Source organism: Promicromonospora sp. NPDC090134, assembly GCF_044746965.1.
Lineage (GTDB): Bacteria > Actinomycetota > Actinomycetes > Actinomycetales > Cellulomonadaceae > Promicromonospora.
This window is the reverse complement of sequence record NZ_JBIVCZ010000001.1, coordinates 1396625-1411267: the sequence shown is the minus strand read 5'-3', so window position 1 is coordinate 1411267 and position 14643 is coordinate 1396625. Positions and strand designations below refer to the sequence as shown.

Genomic DNA, 14643 nt, shown 5'->3' with positions numbered 1-14643 from the left:
GGCTGTTCCGACGTCTGTGCAGGTCACTCGTCCCACGTGAAGAACCCCTCGCCGCTCTTGCGCCCCAGCCGGCCCGCCTCGACCATCGCCCGCAGCAGGCGCGGGACGGCGAACCGCTCCCCCAGCTCGCGCTCCAGGTGCTCGGCGATGCCGAGCCGCACGTCGAGGCCCACCAGGTCGGTCAGGCGCAGCGGCCCGACCGGGAACCGGTAGCCGCGCACCATGGCGGTGTCGATGTCGGCGGGCGTGGCGACGCCCTCCTCGACCATGCGGATCGCCTCGAGCGCGATCACCACGCCGAGGCGGGAGCTCGCGAAGCCCGGGGTGTCGGACACGACGATCGAGGCCTTGCCGAGTGCGGTGACCCAGACGCCGGCCTCCTCGACGAGCGCCGGCACCGTCGCCCGGCCGTGCACGATCTCCACGAGCGCCGACGCGGGCACGGGGTTGAAGAAGTGCAGCCCCACGAAGCGCTCGGGCCGCTCCAGGTGCCCCGCGAGGGTGTCGATCGACAGCGACGACGTGTTGCTGGCCAGCCAGGCGGTCGGCGACAGCACCTGCTCGACGCGTGCCAGGACCTCGACCTTGGCCGCGAGGTCCTCGGGCACCGCCTCGACGACCAGACCGGCCGGGCCGACGTCCGCGACGTCGGTGCTCACCCGCGCCCGCTCCACCAGCTCGGCGGCGGTGCGCGGGGTGGTCCCGCGCTCCACGCTGGCGGTCACCGCACGCTCCAGCGCCGCCAGCGCGCGGGCCGCCGACTCCGCGTCGCGCTCGACGACCACGACGTGGGTTCCCGCCAGCAGGAAGGCGTGGGCGATCCCGACGCCCATCCGGCCGCCGCCCACCACACCGACGCTCCGTGGCAGCGTCATGGCTTCTTCCGTTCCAGGAACGCGGTCATCCGCTCGCGCTTGGCGGGCGACTCGAACAGCACGGACTGCGCGAGGTCGTCGACGTCCGGGTGCGCCGCGCGCGGCGCCCGGAAGACCTGCTTGGTGTAGCGGACCGCCGTCGGGTCCTGCTCCGCGATCCGGTCCGCGAGCGCGTCGGCCGCGGCGACCAGGTCGGACGACGCGTGGACCGCGCTCACCAGCCCCGCCGCCAGCGCCTCGGGGGCGTCGAGCACGCGGCCGGCGAGCAGGATCTCCAGCGCGAGCGTCTCGCCGACGAGCTCCTTCAGCCGCCACGACGCCCCCGCCGCGGCGATGATGCCGAGCCCCACCTCGGGGTTGCCGAACCGGGCGTTCTCGCCGGCGAACCGGAAGTCGGCCGCGTAGGCGAGCTCCGCCCCGCCCCCGAGGGCCCAGCCGTCGACGGCGGCGATCACCGGCATCGGCAGGCGGGCGATCCGCTCGAACAGCCGGGAGTTGATCCCGGCGAGCGCGTCGTCGCGCCCACGCTCGCGCAGCTCGGCGATGTCGGCGCCGGAGGCGAAGACCCGCTCGGAGCCGGACAGGACGAGGATGCGGGGCCGGGCCTCCAGCTCGGCGCAGACCTCGTGGAGCTCGCCGACCATCGCCCGGTCGATCGCGTTGCGCACCTCGGGCCGGTCGAGCCGGACGTGGAGGCGGTCCGCGCGGTCGTCGACGCACCGCAACGCTGCTGCCATGGCCTCATCACCTGGGGGTCGCACCGGCGTAGCGTCGTCGCGCTACTTACTGACCGTTCGTTCTGTGCAGCATGGCATGCGGGGCGGCCGGGTTCAAGAGCGCGGCCTCGTCAGCGGCGGGGATCGGGCTGGGCGCGCAGCCCCTCGAACGCCATGGCGACGACGGCGTCGGCGAGCTGGTCGGCGGTGAGCCCGCCGCCGGGGCGGTACCACTCGACCAGCGAGTTGACCATGCCGAAGAGCAGGCGGGTGGCGGTGCGCGCATCGACGTCCGACCGGAGGGCGCCGTCCGCGACCGCCTCCTCGACCAGGCGCGCCACGGCGTGGTCGAACTCGCGGCGGCGCGCGAGCGCCTCGCGCTCGACGTCGGTGTTCCCACGCAGGCGCAGCAGCAGCGTGACGAAGGGCAGTTCCTCCACGAGCACGCGCACGGCGCCACGGAGCACACGTTCGAGCCGGTCCAGCGCGGTCGGCGCGGCGGCGTCCGACTGCCCGTCCTCCTCGCCCGGCTCCTGGAGGAGGGCCTCGAGGTTGCCGAGCGCGCGCTCCAGCGCCAGCCGCAGCAGCTCCTGCTTGCCGCTGACGTGGTAGTAGATCGCGGACTTGCTGGTCCCGAGGCGCTCGGCGAGCTCGCCCATCGACGTCGCGTCGTACCCGCGCTCGTTGAACGCCTGGACGGCGACGGCCAGTACAGCGTCCAGGTCGTACGCCACGCGCCCCGCGCGCCCGTTCCCGCCCCGTCGAGCGGGTGCGGGGGCGGCGGCCGATTCATCCATGCGAGCCAACCTAACCGACCGAGCGACCGTTGCCGCCGCCCCCACCCCGGTGCTAGCCTGACTGAACGATCGGTAAGTAGGGCTCCAGCACAGGAGACGGCATGTCCGCAGAAGACCCGCCCACGACCGCTGCCGGTGAGGCCGAGTCCCGCGAGGCCGCGCGGCTCGCGAGGTTCGACGCCCTCATCGCCGCCGACCAGCGGATCGAGCCCACCGACTGGATGCCGCCGGCGTACCGGAAGGCGCTGGTGCGGCAGATGTCGCAGCACGCGCACTCCGAGATCATCGGCATGCAGCCGGAGGGCAACTGGATCACGCGCGCCCCCAGCCTCAAGCGCAAGGCGATCCTGATGGCCAAGGTGCAGGACGAGGCCGGCCACGGGCTCTACCTCTACTCGGCGGCCGAGACGCTGGGGACCACCCGGGACGAGATGCTCGACGCCCTGCACTCGGGCAAGGCCAAGTACTCCTCGATCTTCAACTACCTCGCGCCGTCGTGGGCCGACATGGGCTCGATCGGCTGGCTGGTGGACGGCGCCGCCATCGCGAACCAGGTGCCGCTGTGCCGCGCGTCGTACGGCCCGTACGGGCGCGCGATGGTGCGCATCTGCAAGGAGGAGTCGTTCCACCAGCGACAGGGTTTCGAGATCCTGCTGGCGCTGATGAACGGCACGCGGGAGCAGCAGGCCATGGCGCAGGAGTCGGTGAACCGCTGGTACGCGCCGGCCCTGATGATGTTCGGCCCGCCCGACGCGGAGTCGCCCAACTCGCGGCAGAGCATGGCCTGGAAGGTCAAGCGCTTCTCGAACGACGAGCTGCGCCAGCGGTTCGTCGACATGATCGTGCCGCAGGCCGAGGTCCTCGGCATCACGCTGCCCGACCCCGACCTGCGCTGGAACTCCGAGCGCGGCCACCACGACTTCGGCGAGCTCGACTGGGACGAGTTCCACGCCGTCCTGCACGGGAACGGGCAGGCGAACGCGCTGCGCCTGGCCAAGCGCCGCGCCGCGCACGCCGAGGGCGAATGGGTGCGCGAGGCCGCCCGGGCGTACGCCGAGCGCACCGCGACGAACGAACGGATGGCGTCATGACCGAGGAACCGCGCCGGGAGACCTGGCCCCTGTGGGAGGTGTTCGTGCGCTCGGCGCGCGGCCTCTCGCACGTGCACGCCGGCTCGCTGCACGCGCCGGACGCCGAGCTGGCGGTGCGCAACGCCCGCGACCTCTACACCCGCCGCAGCGAGGGGGTCTCGATCTGGGTGGTGCCCGCCGCCGCGATCACGGCGTCGGACCCCGACGCGAAGGACGCGTGGTTCGAGTCCCCGCGCGGCAAGGACTTCCGGCACGCGACGTACTACACGGCGTCGCAGGCAGTGCCGCACCTCTGACCCGTACCGCCGGCCACCGGCCGGACGGCCCGACGCTCGATGGAGAGCCCATGCAGAACCAGCACCAGTCCCCGTCCGCGGTGCTCACGCCCGAGGCGATCGCCGCCCGGGTCGCCCCGCAGGACAGCCCCGCCCGGGCCGCCGACGACGTCGCGCGGTACGCGCTCGGCCTGGGCGACGACGCCCTGGTCCTCGCGCAGCGGCTGGGCTCGTGGATCGCCGCCGCGCCCGAGCTGGAGGAGGACGTCGCGCTCGGCAACATCGCGCTCGACACCCTGGGGCACGCGCGCGGCCTGCTGACCTACGCGGGCTCCGCCTGGGACCAGACCGAGGACGACCTCGCGTACTTCCGGGACGAGGTGGACTTCCGGTGCCGACAGATCTTCGAGCGGCCCAACGGCGACTTCGCCTGCACGATCGCCCGGCAGCTGATCGTGTCGGCCTACTTCACCGTGCTCTACCGGGGCCTGGCCGGCAGCGCCGACCCCACGCTGGCGGCCATCGCCGCCAAGGCGGTCAAGGAGGTGGACTACCACCTGGACCACGCCACGCTCTGGACCGTGCGCCTGGCGCTGGGCACCGAGGAGTCGCGGCGGCGGATGACGGCGGGGCTGGAGGAGATCTGGCCGTTCGTGGACGAGCTGTTCACAGCGGATCCCGCGGCCGACGCCGTCCCGGAGGCCGCGGTGCCGCCCACCGGCCTGCGCAAACCGTTCGACGCGCTGCTGCTGCCGGTGCTCGACCAGGCCGAGCTGTCCGTCCCGGCGGTCGCTGCCGTCCGCGGCGGCGGCCGGACCGGGGTGCACTCCGAGGCGCTGGGCCCGCTGCTCGCGGAGATGCAGGTGCTGGCCCGGCGGCACCCGGGGGCGGTGTGGTGATGGGCGTCGTCGAGAGTGCCGTCGAACGCGAGCGAATCGCCCGCCCCCGCCCGAGGACCGAGCCGGAGCGCGCCATGTGGGACGCCGCTGCGGCCGTCACCGACCCCGAGGTGCCGGTCCTGACCATCGAGGACCTGGGCGTGCTGCGCGGCGTGCGGATCGTGGACGGGTCGCCCGTCGTGGACATCACGCCCACCTACTCGGGCTGCCCCGCCGTCGACGCGATCCGCGACGACATCGTCGCCGTGCTCGGCGAGCGCGGCTACCCGGGGGCCCGCGTGGACGTGGTGCTCTCCCCCGCGTGGACGACCGACTGGATGAGCGACGCCGGCCGTCGCAAGCTCGTGGAGCACGGGATCGCCCCGCCCGGCCGCCGGGCCGGCGGCGTCGTCGCGCTGGGCCTGGGCGTGCGGTGCCCCCGGTGCGGCTCGCTGCACACGCGCGAGCTCGCGCGGTTCGGCTCGACGTCGTGCAAGGCGCTGTACGTCTGCCAGCGCTGCCGGGAGCCCTTCGACCACTTCAAGGAGCACTGATGCCGGTCGCCGACGCCGGTGTCCCCGCCGCGCCCGGCAGGCGGCGTCGCGCCCGGTTCCACCCGCTGACCGTCGTGGCGGTGCGCACGCTGACGGCGGACGCCGTCGAGGTGACGTTCGACGTGCCGGACGACCTCGCCGACGCCTACTCCTACGCGCCTGGCCAGTACGTCGCGCTGCGCGCGCGGGTCGAGGGCGAGGAGGTGCGCCGCACCTACTCGATCTGCCAGGCGCCCGTGCCGGGCTCGCTCAAGGTGGGCATCAAGCGCGACATGGGCGGGCTGTTCTCGCCCTGGGCGATCGACCACCTCGCCCCGGGGATGACGCTCGACGTGATGAGCCCCGAGGGCCTGTTCGTGTCGCACCGCCCGCCCGGCCAGGGCGGCCGCGTGGTCGGGGTCGCGGCGGGCAGCGGCATCACGCCGATGATGTCGCTCGTGGAGCACACGCTCGGCTCGGCGGCGGACAGCACGTTCGACCTGGTCTACTCCAACCGGACCACGACGGACACGATGTTCGTGGACGAGCTGGCCGACCTCAAGGACCGCTACCCCGCGCGGCTGGCCCTGCACCACGTGCTCACCCGCGAGCGCCGGGGCGCCGAGCTGCTCTCGGGCCGTCTCGACGCCGACCGGCTGCGCCGCATCGTGACGGCCCTGATCGGGCCGGACGACGTGGACGAGTGGTTCCTGTGCGGGCCGTTCGAGATGGTGCAGACCTGCCGGGCCGTGCTGGAGGAGCTGGGCGTGCCGCCGGAGCGGGTACGGCACGAGCTGTTCACCACCGGCCGTCCCGAGCGTCCGACGGCGCCGCGCGGGGCCCCGCCGGCGTCGGACGTCCCGGGCGGCGAGTCGCACGCGATCTCGTTCCGGCTCGACGCCGCGACGTCGACCGTGACGAGCCCGGCCGGGGCGCGCGAGAGCGTGCTGAACGCCGCCCTGCGGGTGCGCGGCGACGTGCCGTTCGCCTGCGCGGGTGGCGTCTGCGGCACATGCCGGGCGAGACTGGTCTCGGGCACGGTGGAGATGGTGGAGAACTACGCGCTGGAGCCCGAGGAGCTGGCGCGTGGCTACGTCCTGACCTGCCAAGCGATCCCCACCAGCGAGGAGATCTTCGTGGACTACGACTCATGATCACGCTCACGATCGAGGACGAGATCGCCGAGGTGGTGCTCGACGCGCCCGGCCGGCTGAACGCCCTGGACGAGGTGGGGCTCGCCGAGCTGGACGACGCCTACCGGCAGGCGGAGGCCGCCGGCGTGCGGGCGCTGCTCCTGCGGGGCGAGGGTCGGGCGTTCTGCGCCGGCCGGGACATCTCGGGGGTCGACCCGGCCACCGACGACGCGCTGGGCTACCTCCGCAACCGCGTGACCCCGCTGCTGTGGCGCATGGCCGCGTTCCCGGCGCCGACGTTCGCCGCGGCGCACGGCGCGTGCCTGGGCGTGGGGCTCGGCCTGCTCATCGCCACCGACGTCGTCTACGTGGCCGACGACGCCAAGGTGGGCTCGCCGTTCGCGAACCTCGGGGCGACGCTCGACTCGGGCGGGCACGCGCTCTTCGTCGAGCGCCTGGGTGCGCACCGCGCGCTCGACCTGGTCTACACGGGCGAGCTCCTCAGCGGGGCCGAGGCGGTCGCCGCCGGACTGTTCTCCCGGGCCGTGCCCGGGCCGGAGCTGCTCCCCTTCACCCGGGCCCGGGTCGAGAAGGTCGCAGGCGGGGCGACGAGTGCCTTCCTGGCCTCCAAGCGCCTGGTCGCCGAGCTGCGCGACGAGCGGATCGCGTTCTGGGCGGCCGTGGCCCACGAGAGCGAGGCGCAGGGCGACCTCAGCCTCACCGACGACTACCGCGAGGGTTTCGCCGCCTTCCAGGAGAAGCGGCGCCCGAAGTTCACGGGCCGGTGACCTGGACGCGGCTCAGGACGGCGTCACAGGCGGACGATCGCCGGGAGCGGGTTCTCCATCGCGTCGGCGACCGTGCGCATGAAGGCCGCCGCCGTCGCGCCGTCGCAGACCCGGTGGTCGAAGACGAAGGACATCTGGGTGATCTTGCGCGGCACGATCTGGCCGGCCACGACCCAGGGCCGGTCGATGATGCGGCCGAACCCCAGGATCGCGACCTGCGGGTGGTTGATGATCGCGGCGCTGCCGTCGACCCCGAGGCTGCCGTAGTTGTTCAGCGTGAACGTGCCGCCGCTGAGCTCCTCGGGCGTGGCCTTCCCGACCCGGGCCCGGGCGGTGAGGTCGCGCAGGGCCGCGTCGAGCTCGCGTGTGGTCAGCGCGTCGGCGCCGAGCACGGCCGGGGCGACCAGCCCGAGCTCGCCCTGGACGGCGATGCCGAGGTTGACGGCGTCGGACACGACGATCTCGTCGCGCTCGGCGTCGAGCCGCGCGTTGAGCACCGGGTAGGCCTCCAGGCTCGCCACGACGAACCGCGCGATGTGGGCGAGCAGGCCCGGGCCGGGGTCGTCGGGCGTGCGGGTGGCCTCGCGCAGCTCCCAGAGCGCGGTGGCGTCGACGTCGACCCAGACCGTCGCCTCGGGGATCTCGGCGCGGCTGCGCGAGAGCACCCGGGACGCCGCCCTCTGGAAGCCGCTGAGCGGGATGTGGTGCTGCCCCGGGGTCGCCGGGGGGACGGGGGTCGGGGCCGAGGTGGCCCGCGCCCGCTCGGCCGCGGCGCGCACGTCCGACCGGGTGACGGTGCCGCCCGCGCCCGTGGGCGGGATCGCGGCCAGGTCCAGGCCCGCCTCGCGGGCAAGCCGCCGGACGATCGGGGAGATCACGCGGACCGCGCGGCTGTCGTGCGGGGCGGAGTTCGCGACGGCGGGGGTCGCGGCGCTCTCCGACGGCGCGGCGACCTCGGCAGGCACGGCGAGCGCCGTCGGCCGGGCGCCCCGGGGCCGCCGCCGCCGCCCCGCGCCGGGATGCGCGGACGTCCCGTACCCGACCAGCACGTTCCCCGACCCGGCCTGCTCCTCGGTGCGGTAGGCCTCGGCGTCGGGATCCGGGCCGGGTTCGGGCTGCGGGTCAGGCTCCGGCTCCAGCTCGGCCGAGATCGTGATCAGCGGCCTGCCCACCTCGACGCACTCCCCCTCGGCCGCGTGCAGCACGCCCACCCGGCCGGCGTACGGACACGGCACCTCGACCACGGACTTGGCGGTCTCGACCTCCACCACCGGCTGGTCCATGGTCACGACGTCGCCCTCGGCGACCAGCCACTGCACCACCTCGGCCTCGGTCAGGCCCTCGCCGAGGTCGGGCAGGAGGAAGGTCTGCTCGGTCACGGTGCTGGTCATGCGTCCTCCCACTGCAGGTCGTCGACGGCGTCGAGGATCCGGTCGACGGACGGGAGCTGGAGGTGCTCCAGCTTGGGCGGCGGGTAGGGGATGTCGAAGCCCGTGACACGCCGGACCGGCGCAGCCAGCGAGTGGAAGCAGCGCTCGCCCACCCGGGCCGCGACCTCGGAGGCGACGCTGGCGAACCCCGCCGCCTCGGCGACCACGACGGCGCGTCCGGTCGACTCCACGGCCGCGCAGACCCCGGCGTCGTCGAACGGGACGATCGAGCGCAGGTCGACGACCTGGAGGCTGCGGCCGTCGCGTGCGGCCGCCTCGGCGGCCTCCAGCGCGACCGGCACGGACGGGCCGTAGGCGATCAGCGTGGCATCGGTGCCCGGGCGGCGCACGACGGCCGTGCCGATGCCCCGCCCGCCGCCGGTCTCGAACGAGACCTCGCCCTTGGCCCAGTAGAGCTTCTTCGGTTCGAGGAAGACCACGGGGTCGGGCGAGGCGATCGCCTCGCGCAGGAGCCAGTAGGCGTCCGACGGGTTCGACGGCGCGACGACGTGCAGCCCGGGCGTGTGCGCGTAGTAGGCCTCCGACGAGTCGCTGTGGTGCTCGACGCCGCCCACGCCGCCGGCGTACGGGACCCGGATGACCAGGGGCAGCTCGACGCGGCCGCGGGTCCGGTTCCGCATCTTCGCGATGTGGCTGACCACCTGCTCGAAGGCGGGGTACGCGAAGGCGTCGAACTGCATCTCGATCACGGGCCGCATGCCGTTCATCGCGAGGCCGACGGCGAAGCCCGCGATGCCGGCCTCGGCGAGCGGGGTGTCGAAGCAGCGGTCCTCGCCGAACTCGGCGGTGAGCCCGTCGGTGACCCGGAAGACGCCGCCGAGCGGGCCGACGTCCTCGCCCAGCACGAGCACCGTGGGGTCCTCGGCCAGCGCGTCGCGCAGCGCCCGGTTGATCGCCTGGGCGGTGCTGAGCGTCTCGCGCTCCACCGCGGGGCTGGTGGTGGTCATCAGGGCGTCTCCTCACGGCTCGGCTCGTCCCGGCTCAGCTCGTCCCGGACCAGGGCGAGCTGCTCCACGAGCTGCGGCGTCGGCGTGGAGTAGACGAAGCGGAACAGGTCCTCGGGGTCCGGTACGACGTCCACGGCGATGCCGTCCCGGGTGTGCCGGGCGAGCCGCTCGGCGGCGTCGGCGTCGGCAGCGGCGCGCGCGTCGTCGAGCAGGCCCGCCCCGCGCAGGTAGGTCTCCAGGCGGCGGATCGGGTCCTTGGCCGCCCAGCCGGCGACCTCGTCGTCGCTCCGGTAGCGGGTCGCGTCGTCGGCGTTGGTGTGGGCCTGCATGCGGTAGGTGCGCCCCTCGACGAGCTGGGGCCCCTCCCCGGCCCGGGCGCGGCCGACCGCCGCGGACAGGACGTGCAGCAGGGCCGCGAGGTCGTTGCCGTCCACCTGCTCGCCGGGCACGCCGTAGCCCACGCCCTTGTGCGCCAGCGACGGCGCGACCGTCTGCCGGGACAGCGGCACCGAGATCGCGTACTGGTTGTTCTGCACGAAGAAGACGACGGGCGCCCGGAAGACGGCGGCGAAGTTCAGCGCCTCGTGGAAGTCGCCCTCGCTCGTGGCGCCGTCGCCGCACATCGCCAGCACCACGGTGGACTCCCCGCGCAGCCGCGCCGCGTGCGCCACCCCCACGGCGTGCGGGAGCTGCGTGGCGAGCGGGGTCGCCAGGGGCGCGACGCGCCGCTCGTACGGGTCGTACCCCGAGTGCCAGTCCCCCTTGAGCAGGCCGAGCACCTCGACGGGGTCCACGCCGCGCGCCACGGCCGCGGCGGTGTCGCGGTAGGTCGGGAAGAGCCAGTCCCCCTGCGTGAGCACCTGCGCGGCCGCGACCTGGCAGGCCTCCTGCCCGTACGACGACGGGTAGACGGCCAGTCGCCCCTGCCGCACGAGCACCGAGGCCTGCTCGTTGAACCGGCGGGCGGTGACCATGCCCGCGAGGCCACGCAGCAGGTCGTCGGCCGCGGGCAGCGCGGCCGTGTCGTCGTCCGTCGGCCGGCCGTCCGGGTCGAGGAGCATGACCGGCACCCGCGAGGGCAGCATGAGATCTTCGTCGATCGCCATGTAGATATACTGGTCAAAGTTCCATTCGGATTCCATCAACGGCGAGGATCCGAGAACCTGTCCAGTCATGACCGGGTCACGCGATCCAAATGTCCAGCACAGAAGGGGCTGAGGGCGTGGTGACGAGACAAGTGGCAGCGGGCCTGGACGACGTCGACCGGCGCATCATCGACGAGCTGCGCCGGGACGGCCGGATGTCCATGCGGACGCTCGCCGAGACGCTGCACATCTCGCGGGCCAACGCGTACGTGCGCGTGCAGCGGCTGGAGTCCACCGGGGTGATCCGCGGCTACCGCGCGGAGATCGACCCGGTCCTGGCCGGGCTGGGCACGTCGGCCTACGTGACGGTCAACCTGGACCAGGCGCAGTGGCGCTCGGTCCGCGAGGAGCTGCGCACCCTGCGCGGCGTCGAGCACATCGGCCTGGTCGGCGGAGAGTTCGACCTCGTCCTGCTCGTGCGCGCCCGCGACAACGCCGACCTGCGGCACCTGATCCTGGACCAGATCCAGGGCATGAACGGCATCGTGAACACCCACACGCTGCTGGTCTTCGAGGAGCCGGTGCCCGCGGGCCCGGCACCGGCCGCGCCGGCGAGCTGATGCGGCCGGTCCCGGCAAGAGGGGACACTGTGTCGATGTCAGCCCGCCAGCCCACCAGCCACGACGTCGCGCGCGCCGCGGGAGTCTCGCAGTCGACGGTCAGCTACGCCCTGTCCGGCAAGGGCACGATCGCGCCCCGGACCCGCGAGCACGTGCTGGCGGTCGCGGCGTCGATGGGCTACCGGCCCAACCTCGCGGCGCGGTCGATGCGCACCCAGCGCTCGGGCCGGCTCGCCGTGGTCACCGGCGTGACGGTGGACAACCGGCTGCGCATGCTCACCGGCGCGGCGGAGGTCGCCGCCGAGGCCGGCTACGCCGTGGACACCCACAGCGTCGACGGGACGGCCGAGGCCCGCACCGAGCGTGTCGTCGACCTGGCGCGGGGCGGCCAGGTCGAGGGCGTGCTGACGTTCCTGCCGGTGGTCCCGGACGCGCTCACCCTCGACGAGGACGCCGCCCCGGTCGTGGCCGAGACGGCCCTGGACGAGCAGCTGCGCACCACCGGCGAGCTCGCCGACGCGGGCCTGCTGGGCACCGTGATCTCGGCGCTGGTCGCAGCGGGCCACCACCGGTTCCTGCACGTGGCCGGGCCCGAGCACTTCGCCTCGGCGCGCTCCCGGCGCGACGTCTACCTCGCGGAGGTCGAGCGCCTCGGCGTCGAGTCGCTGGGCGTCGTCGGCAGCGCCTGGTCCCCCGAGTCGGGCCGGGAGGCCATCCTCGCCCTCCCCGACGGCGCCGCCCCGCTCGCCGTGATCGCGGCGAACGACTACGTGGCGCTCGGCGTGCTGCGCGGGGCTGCGGAGCGCGGCTGGTCCGTCCCGGGCGATCTCGTCGTCACCGGCTGGGACGACGCCGACTTCAGCGCGTTCACGACGCCGTCGCTCACCACGATCCCCGTGGACTTCGTCGAGGCCGGACGGCGCGCGATGCGCCGGCTCGTCGCGGCGGTACGGCACGAGGAGCCCCCCGCGCACACGGCGCCGCTCCAGCGCGTCGTGTGGCGGGAGTCGACGGGGGCGCTCATGCCCGCCGTCGTCCCCTGACGGCAGACCGGCCCTTGACATCCCGCGCACCGGACATGACGATGTTGAACCGTTGCATCATACGTATGATGCGATCTGCGACGTCGCACCGTTCCGCTGGTCGGCGTCGTGACGTCGTCGTCCAACCGGAGGAAGCATGCTCAAGATCGGCATCGTCGGGACCGGCGGTATCGCCGGTGCGCACGCCGAGGGATACCGCCGCTTCACGCAGGAGTGCGAGGTCGTCGCCGTCTGCGACATCGTCCCGGGCAAGGCCGCCGAGCAGCGCGCGCGGCTCCAGGTGCCCGGTGCGCGGGCCTACGAGAGCATCGAGGAGCTGCTGGCCGCCGAGCGGGACCTCGACCTGGTGAGCATCACGACGCCGCCGTCGACCCACGCGGAGCTGACGGTCACCGCCCTGCGCGCCGGCGTGGACGTGCTGGTCGAGAAGCCGATGGCGCCCTCCCTGGAGGAGTGCGACGCGATGATCGCGGCCGCCGCCGAGCACGGCCGCGTGCTGTCCGTCGTGGCGCAGAACCGCTTCCGCGACGACATGGCCACGCTCAAGGAGGTGCTGGACTCCGGCCTCGCCGGGCCGGTCTCGCACGTCCAGGTGAGCTCCGCGTGGTGGCGCGGCACCGCCTACTACGACCTGTGGTGGCGCGGCACGTGGGAGTCCGAGGGCGGCGGCTGCACCCTGAACCACGCGATCCACCACCTCGACCTGACGCAGTGGATGCTCGGCGCGCCCCACGCGGTCACCGCCGTGCTGACCAATGCCGCGCACGAGAACGCGGAGGTCGAGGACCTCTCGGTCGCCGTGCTCCAGTACGACCGGGCGCTGGCCGAGGTGACGAGCTCGGTGGTGCACCACGGCGAGGAGCAGGCGATCGTCGTGCAGGGCCGGGACGCCCGCGTCTCGCAGCCGTGGAAGGTGGTGGCCTCGGCAGCCTCGCCCAACGGCTTCCCCGCCCCCGGCGGAAACCCCGGGCGCGTCGCGGAGATCGAGGCCCTGGCCGCGGCCCGGGAGCCCCTGGCGCACGAGGGCCACAACGGGCAGATCGGCGACACGCTCGCCGCCGTCCGCGAGCGCCGCGAGCCCGCCGTCACCGGCGCCGACGGCCGCCGCGCCGTCGAGCTGGTGACCGCGATCTACCAGGCCGGGATCGAACGGCGCACGGTGGACCTGCCGCTGCGGCCCGACGACCCGTACTACCGCACGGGCACACTGGTGGCACGTGCGCCCCACTTCTTCGAGAAGACCGCGTCGGTGGGCGACCTGCCCGGCGCGATCACCGTCGGCAGCAGCCAGGAGGCGATCTGATGAACGCGAGCAGCGGCGCGAGCTACGCACCCGAGCCGGTACCCGACCCCGTGGTGGGCGCGGGCGACTTCCCCTTCGCCGCGGTCCGGCTGGACCACGGCCACATCTACGGCATGGCCGAGGGCCTCCAGGCCGCGGGCGGCACCGTGAAGTGGGTGTACGACCCGGACCCGGCCAAGGTGGAGGCCTTCCGGAAGAAGTTCCCCGACGTGCGCGTCGCGCGCAGCGAGGACGAGGTGTTCGACGACGACGACGTGCGGCTGGTCGCCGGCGCCGCCGTCACGTCCGAGCGCTGCGCCCTGGGCCTGCGCGCCATCGAGGCGGGCAAGGACTACTTCACGGACAAGGCCCCGCTGACCACGCTCGACCAGCTCGCCGCGGCCCGGGAGGCCACGGCGCGGACCGGCCGCAAGTACGCCGTCTACTACTCCGAGCGCATCCACGTCGAGGCGGCGGTCCTGGCCGACCAGCTCGTCGAGCGCGGCTCGATCGGCCGCGTGCTGCAGGTCATGGGCCTGGGACCGCACCGCCTCGGCACGGGCCGCCCCGACTGGTTCTTCGAGAAGGACAAGTACGGCGGCATCCTCTGCGACATCGGCAGCCACAACTTCGAGCAGATGCTGCACTACGCGGGCGCGAAGGACGCGCAGGTGACGCACGCCGCCATCGCCAACTACAACCACCCGGAGCACCCGGAGCTGGACGACTTCGGCGAGGCCAACATCGCGATGGACAACGGGGCGGCGGGCTACTGCCGGGTCGACTGGTTCACCCCCGACGGCCTGAGCACCTGGGGCGACGGGCGCACGTTCATCCTCGGCACCGAGGGCTACATCGAGCTGCGCAAGTACGTGAACGTGGGCACCGACGAGGGCCCCGGGCACGTCTTCCTGGCCAACGGTGAGGGCGAGCACCACCTCGTCGCCAAGGGGAACGTGGGCTACCCGTACTTCGGCCGGCTCATCCTCGACTGCCTCGAGCGCACCGAGAACGCGATGACGCAGGAGCACGCGTTCAAGGCCGCCGAGCTGAGCGTCCAGGCCCAGCTCGCGGCCCGGGTGCTGACGCCCGACGCCGAGGGCGCGGGGATCGGCTGACCGTCGTCGTG

General features: G+C 73.8%; 16 protein-coding genes. 10 read left to right on the top strand and 6 right to left on the bottom strand.

Features of this window, described 5'->3' with window-relative positions; translation table 11 throughout:
* Window positions 1-23: 23 nt before the first annotated feature.
* From ACIPN7_RS06195 to ACIPN7_RS06185, 3 genes are all read right to left on the bottom strand, one after another.
* Window positions 24-875: a 3-hydroxyacyl-CoA dehydrogenase family protein gene (locus ACIPN7_RS06195; RefSeq protein WP_400539029.1), complete on the bottom strand. Its 852-nt coding sequence runs from the start codon at window positions 873-875 to the stop codon at window positions 24-26.
* Window positions 872-1612: an enoyl-CoA hydratase/isomerase family protein gene (locus ACIPN7_RS06190; protein ID WP_400539027.1), complete on the bottom strand. Its 741-nt coding sequence runs from the start codon at window positions 1610-1612 to the stop codon at window positions 872-874. Before ACIPN7_RS06190 ends, ACIPN7_RS06195 begins: the two co-directional genes overlap by 4 nt.
* A gap of 110 nt (window positions 1613-1722) precedes the next feature.
* Window positions 1723-2388: a TetR/AcrR family transcriptional regulator gene (locus ACIPN7_RS06185; RefSeq protein WP_400539025.1), complete on the bottom strand. Its 666-nt coding sequence runs from the start codon at window positions 2386-2388 to the stop codon at window positions 1723-1725.
* A gap of 101 nt (window positions 2389-2489) precedes the next feature.
* On the opposite strand from ACIPN7_RS06185, the gene paaA reads away from it, so the two are divergent.
* The 6 genes from paaA to ACIPN7_RS06155 are packed head-to-tail and all read left to right on the top strand — an operon-like array spanning window position 2490 to window position 7086.
* Window positions 2490-3479, top strand: coding sequence for a 1,2-phenylacetyl-CoA epoxidase subunit PaaA (paaA, locus tag ACIPN7_RS06180; protein WP_400539024.1), 990 nt, complete (start codon window positions 2490-2492; stop codon window positions 3477-3479).
* The gene (paaB, locus tag ACIPN7_RS06175; protein ID WP_285103358.1) at window positions 3476-3775 is read left to right on the top strand and encodes a 1,2-phenylacetyl-CoA epoxidase subunit PaaB; all 300 of its coding nucleotides are present in this window, start codon (window positions 3476-3478) and stop codon (window positions 3773-3775) included. Before paaA ends, paaB begins: the two co-directional genes overlap by 4 nt.
* Before the next feature lie 50 nt (window positions 3776-3825).
* A complete protein-coding gene (gene paaC / locus ACIPN7_RS06170) occupies window positions 3826-4653 on the top strand; it encodes a 1,2-phenylacetyl-CoA epoxidase subunit PaaC (protein ID WP_400539022.1) in 828 nt (275 codons plus the stop codon).
* The gene (paaD, locus tag ACIPN7_RS06165) at window positions 4653-5186 is read left to right on the top strand and encodes a 1,2-phenylacetyl-CoA epoxidase subunit PaaD (RefSeq protein ID WP_400539020.1); all 534 of its coding nucleotides are present in this window, start codon (window positions 4653-4655) and stop codon (window positions 5184-5186) included. The genes paaC and paaD overlap by 1 nt, the downstream gene beginning before the upstream one ends.
* Entirely contained in the window at window positions 5186-6319 is a 1134-nt protein-coding gene (gene paaE / locus ACIPN7_RS06160; RefSeq protein ID WP_400539018.1) for a 1,2-phenylacetyl-CoA epoxidase subunit PaaE, read from the top strand. The genes paaD and paaE overlap by 1 nt, the downstream gene beginning before the upstream one ends.
* Window positions 6316-7086 carry an enoyl-CoA hydratase/isomerase family protein gene (locus ACIPN7_RS06155; RefSeq protein ID WP_400539017.1) on the top strand — a complete coding sequence of 257 codons (771 nt, stop codon included), beginning with the start codon at window positions 6316-6318 and terminating at the stop codon, window positions 7084-7086. The genes paaE and ACIPN7_RS06155 overlap by 4 nt, the downstream gene beginning before the upstream one ends.
* Before the next feature lie 23 nt (window positions 7087-7109).
* Here ACIPN7_RS06155 and ACIPN7_RS06150 read toward each other — a convergent pair whose 3' ends face one another.
* The 3 genes from ACIPN7_RS06150 to ACIPN7_RS06140 are packed head-to-tail and all read right to left on the bottom strand — an operon-like array spanning window position 7110 to window position 10590.
* Window positions 7110-8477: a dihydrolipoamide acetyltransferase family protein gene (locus ACIPN7_RS06150; protein WP_400539016.1), complete on the bottom strand. Its 1368-nt coding sequence runs from the start codon at window positions 8475-8477 to the stop codon at window positions 7110-7112.
* Window positions 8474-9484 carry an alpha-ketoacid dehydrogenase subunit beta gene (locus ACIPN7_RS06145; RefSeq protein WP_400539015.1) on the bottom strand — a complete coding sequence of 337 codons (1011 nt, stop codon included), beginning with the start codon at window positions 9482-9484 and terminating at the stop codon, window positions 8474-8476. Before ACIPN7_RS06145 ends, ACIPN7_RS06150 begins: the two co-directional genes overlap by 4 nt.
* Window positions 9484-10590: a thiamine pyrophosphate-dependent enzyme gene (locus ACIPN7_RS06140; RefSeq protein ID WP_400539014.1), complete on the bottom strand. Its 1107-nt coding sequence runs from the start codon at window positions 10588-10590 to the stop codon at window positions 9484-9486. Before ACIPN7_RS06140 ends, ACIPN7_RS06145 begins: the two co-directional genes overlap by 1 nt.
* A 119-nt stretch (window positions 10591-10709) precedes the next feature.
* On the opposite strand from ACIPN7_RS06140, the gene ACIPN7_RS06135 reads away from it, so the two are divergent.
* The 4 genes from ACIPN7_RS06135 to ACIPN7_RS06120 all read left to right on the top strand — a co-directional run bounded on the left by ACIPN7_RS06135 (window position 10710) and on the right by ACIPN7_RS06120 (window position 14632).
* Window positions 10710-11189 carry an Lrp/AsnC family transcriptional regulator gene (locus ACIPN7_RS06135; RefSeq protein WP_400539013.1) on the top strand — a complete coding sequence of 160 codons (480 nt, stop codon included), beginning with the start codon at window positions 10710-10712 and terminating at the stop codon, window positions 11187-11189.
* A gap of 35 nt (window positions 11190-11224) precedes the next feature.
* Window positions 11225-12232 (top strand): LacI family DNA-binding transcriptional regulator, encoded by a 1008-nt coding sequence (locus ACIPN7_RS06130; RefSeq protein WP_400539011.1) that lies wholly within the window; start codon window positions 11225-11227, stop codon window positions 12230-12232.
* Window positions 12233-12368: 136 nt separating this feature from the next.
* Window positions 12369-13535 carry a Gfo/Idh/MocA family protein gene (locus tag ACIPN7_RS06125; RefSeq protein ID WP_400539009.1) on the top strand — a complete coding sequence of 389 codons (1167 nt, stop codon included), beginning with the start codon at window positions 12369-12371 and terminating at the stop codon, window positions 13533-13535.
* The gene (locus ACIPN7_RS06120; RefSeq protein WP_400539008.1) at window positions 13535-14632 is read left to right on the top strand and encodes a Gfo/Idh/MocA family protein; all 1098 of its coding nucleotides are present in this window, start codon (window positions 13535-13537) and stop codon (window positions 14630-14632) included. Before ACIPN7_RS06125 ends, ACIPN7_RS06120 begins: the two co-directional genes overlap by 1 nt.
* Window positions 14633-14643: the final 11 nt, after the last annotated feature.